Source organism: Aeribacillus pallidus (genome assembly GCF_050478865.1).
Lineage (GTDB): Bacteria > Bacillota > Bacilli > Bacillales > JACDOC01 > JACDOC01.
Genome location: NZ_JBCNBW010000037.1, coordinates 1 through 3,134, shown reverse-complemented (window position 1 = coordinate 3,134; position 3,134 = coordinate 1). Strand labels below are relative to the sequence as shown.

Genomic DNA, 3,134 nt, shown 5'->3' with positions numbered 1-3,134 from the left:
GCACGAGATTCGGGCTAAGATCGTATCTTCTAGCTACCAATGCTTTATTTCCAACTTCTAATGCTTCTTTCACTACTTGTAGCTTAAATTCCTTCGAATGTTTTCTTCGTTTCATATAGATCAAAAGCCCCCTTCATTTGGTCACTTCGATTATAAAAAACACCTTATCGAGTGTCCAAATTCATTAGGGGCTAATGAGATATCAACAATTCAACTACAAAGAACTATTGCACAAGATGGATTCATAAAGAATACACTGCTGAATGGGCGATTGGCCTTGCTGAATTTCATTACAAAACTGATAGAAGCAAATTTAAAGGTGGCGGAATCGGGGTAGCAGAAGAATGAGGAGGGGCTTTCAATTGAGGCTCTCCTTTTTTGTATACTGTAGCGGATGATTTAAATGTAATTATACCTTGTTGAACAATAGCAATGAGCAAGGTATTGTGAGCAAGAGGAAACTTCTTTTTTACGTTGATGTATAACGAAAAGGTGTACTTGAGAAGGATTTGCTTGTTACGCTATTCTTTAGATAATTTTTAAGATTCCTGACTTGTGGGATGTTGCACATTAATAAAACTGTGATTTTATGAAGAATAACCAATCCCTTTCACTCCAACGATGATTTAATATAAAGGTAAATCCCAATATTGTATTTTCAACTACAAAGAACGAAACAAACAATTTCGAAAAATTTTTGATACAAAAACCACAACTTTAAGTTAACTCATACGTCTAAGTATTGAACTTTCAAGAAAAGGAGGGACGAAAATTTGTCTATGTATAAAAAAGAGGAAATTGCAGATTGGTATGACCAACATAGCAAATCTATACTAAGTTTCATTTTACTTATGGTAAAGGATTATCAGCAAGCGGAAGATTTAACTCACGATACCTTTGTAAAAGCGTATTTATATTATGATTCATTTAAACATCATTCCAGTGAAAAAACATGGCTCTTTAGTATTGCCCATAATTTAACAGTTGATTTTTTAAGGAAGCGTAAACCTGCCTTGTTTTTCAAAGAATATTTTCTTTTGCAAAAAGACAACAATCCATTGCCCGAAGAAGTTTTTCAAATAAAAGAGGAATCATATGAACTTTATCGGGCATTAGGAGAACTCAAAGATACATATAGAAAGGTAATAATTTTGAGAAAAATAAAAAACTTTTCTATAGAGGATACAGCTAAGATACTAGGTTGGTCTGAGAGTAAAGTCAAGTCAACACTCTATAGAGCAATCACTGCTCTGAAAAAACAATTAATAAAGGAGGGGTATTGGAATGAAAAGGCAATTTGAAGATACTGATTTTGACTGTCTTTTAAAGGAGATGGATTCCCATTTTATGTGGAAGAAAAAACAAAAGCAAGCATTAAAAAATCGAATTCTAACAGATATTGAAAATTTGGAATCCCAAGGGAGAAATAGGTTAGCATATAAAAGGAGTCTAAGACCATTTGTTTTTTCGGCAGTATTAGCTGCAAGCATTCTCATCTCTTCAAGTTTTATTTCACCTGCAATCTCTAGTGTTATGGCGGATGTACCTTTACTAGGAAAAATATATGCAACTTTTAACGACTTAGTTGGAAGAAACTTAGAATCACAAAAATTAATAACACAATTAAATAAAACATCTAGTAGTAAAGGTATAGATGTTTCAATTACGAGTGCCTATTATGACGGGGCTGTTATAGGAGTGACTTTTAATGTTAAGGGAAATCTGAAGACTGAAAAAAATGGTAAAGTTATCGGATTTTATGAGATATTTGATGGAAAGGAAGGTATATCTGATAGTAAAGAACTAGTTTTTATGGAACCTTCACAAAATGGCTTTGTTGGTCATATCCAATTAAGCTATCCAAAAACAGAATTACCTTCTAATGCTACATTCCCACTTGAATTCAAGAGGATTGGAGATAAAGAAGGAAGTTGGAGGTTTGATGTTCCGATTAGTCAATTACCATTTGAGACACAAAAAATTGATAAACAAAGTATTCAAGAAAATGCAGGTGTTCAAGTTTATTTTGATTCAATTATTATAGGTAAAGCTTCGACTGCTATCAACTATACAGCTACTTTTCCTATTAAAGGAAAACATGACCAGGTAAGGTTAGAGGCTTATGATGATAAGGGGAACGAAATTAACATCTCCAAAGATGGTATTGACCTAGAAACCATTAAGGAGAATGATGAAATTATTGTTAAAGGGAGAAGCATTATCCCAGAATCATTAAAAGGAAAAACAACTTATATAGAGGTACATCCGAAAGTAGTCATAAATGAACAAGACCAATTTATTCCATTAAATGAGCCAACACCTGTTGAAATAAAGGCTAGTAGGCAAAATTTGTCCGTAAAGATTGAAAAAATTACTGTTAAAGATAAGAGTCTCATTATTGACTTTCAAGTTAATAATGGGGATAAAAGGAATCGGTCCTTTACGTTCTTTAAGGATTTTGCACGTAATGATGTGATTTTAGTGAAAGAATCCGAGAAAGAGATATATAAGCAACCAATTAAACATTCTGTAGAAACCGTAAATAAAGATGAATTGCGATTTAGAAGTACTTTTGATATTAGTAAGCTTAATGATTTTAGCCTAAGTAAATATGTAATAAGAGTTAATTTAGGAACTTTAAGTATGAATATTCCTGTAGAGTTAGAAAAGGTCAAGATTGATTTAAATTAAGCAACAATATTGTCCTAGTTTATTTCAATTATTGGTACATTAGTTTAACACCGTAAAGAACTTGGAAACACTCCAAGTTCTTTTTGTGTCGGATTGACCCCCTAAATTTGGACACATCCTATCTTATTTTAGGTTATTCTCAAAATTTCTCGTTTTTTCTTGGCAAGAAGACAAAATCCTCTTGCCTTATACGCGAACTTCTTTGATGATTAACGATTCCGTTTGCGCTTTTTTGTAAAATTCATGCGGTGGAAGATCGAGCAATACTCGAATGAATCCTTCGCTCGTTATAAAATTTCATGTACTCCATCACGGCTTGATAAGCTTCTTCATAGCTGTCAAACGCCATTCTTCCTAGACATTCCTCCTCCAGTAAACGATGAAACGCTTCAATATGTGCATTCATATTCGGTGTCCGCGGTGGAATCCGTTCATGTTCGATT

General features: G+C 33.2%; 4 protein-coding genes. 2 read left to right on the top strand and 2 right to left on the bottom strand.

Going from position 1 to position 3,134, the window contains the following annotated elements; all coding sequences use genetic code 11:
- Positions 1–115, bottom strand: a 115-nt coding sequence (locus ABES52_RS09600; protein WP_429650941.1) for a transposase, incomplete at its 3' end; no start/stop codon positions are given.
- A gap of 664 nt (positions 116–779) precedes the next feature.
- On the opposite strand from ABES52_RS09600, the gene ABES52_RS09595 reads away from it, so the two are divergent.
- Both ABES52_RS09595 and ABES52_RS09590 read left to right on the top strand, forming a co-directional pair.
- Entirely contained in the window at positions 780–1,301 is a 522-nt protein-coding gene (locus ABES52_RS09595; RefSeq protein WP_429650940.1) for an RNA polymerase sigma factor, read from the top strand.
- Positions 1,285–2,691 carry a DUF4179 domain-containing protein gene (locus ABES52_RS09590; RefSeq protein ID WP_429650939.1) on the top strand — a complete coding sequence of 469 codons (1,407 nt, stop codon included), beginning with the start codon at positions 1,285–1,287 and terminating at the stop codon, positions 2,689–2,691. Before ABES52_RS09595 ends, ABES52_RS09590 begins: the two co-directional genes overlap by 17 nt.
- A 241-nt stretch (positions 2,692–2,932) precedes the next feature.
- Here ABES52_RS09590 and ABES52_RS09585 read toward each other — a convergent pair.
- A partial coding sequence (locus ABES52_RS09585; protein WP_429650938.1) for an integrase core domain-containing protein occupies positions 2,933–3,134 on the bottom strand: 202 nt, incomplete at its 5' end.

Coding starts and splice junctions, on each gene's coding strand:
- ABES52_RS09595 (WP_429650940.1), top strand. CDS start 780: ATGTATAAAAAAGAGGAAATTGCAGATTGGTATGACCAACATAGCAAA.
- ABES52_RS09590 (WP_429650939.1), top strand. CDS start 1,285: ATGAAAAGGCAATTTGAAGATACTGATTTTGACTGTCTTTTAAAGGAG.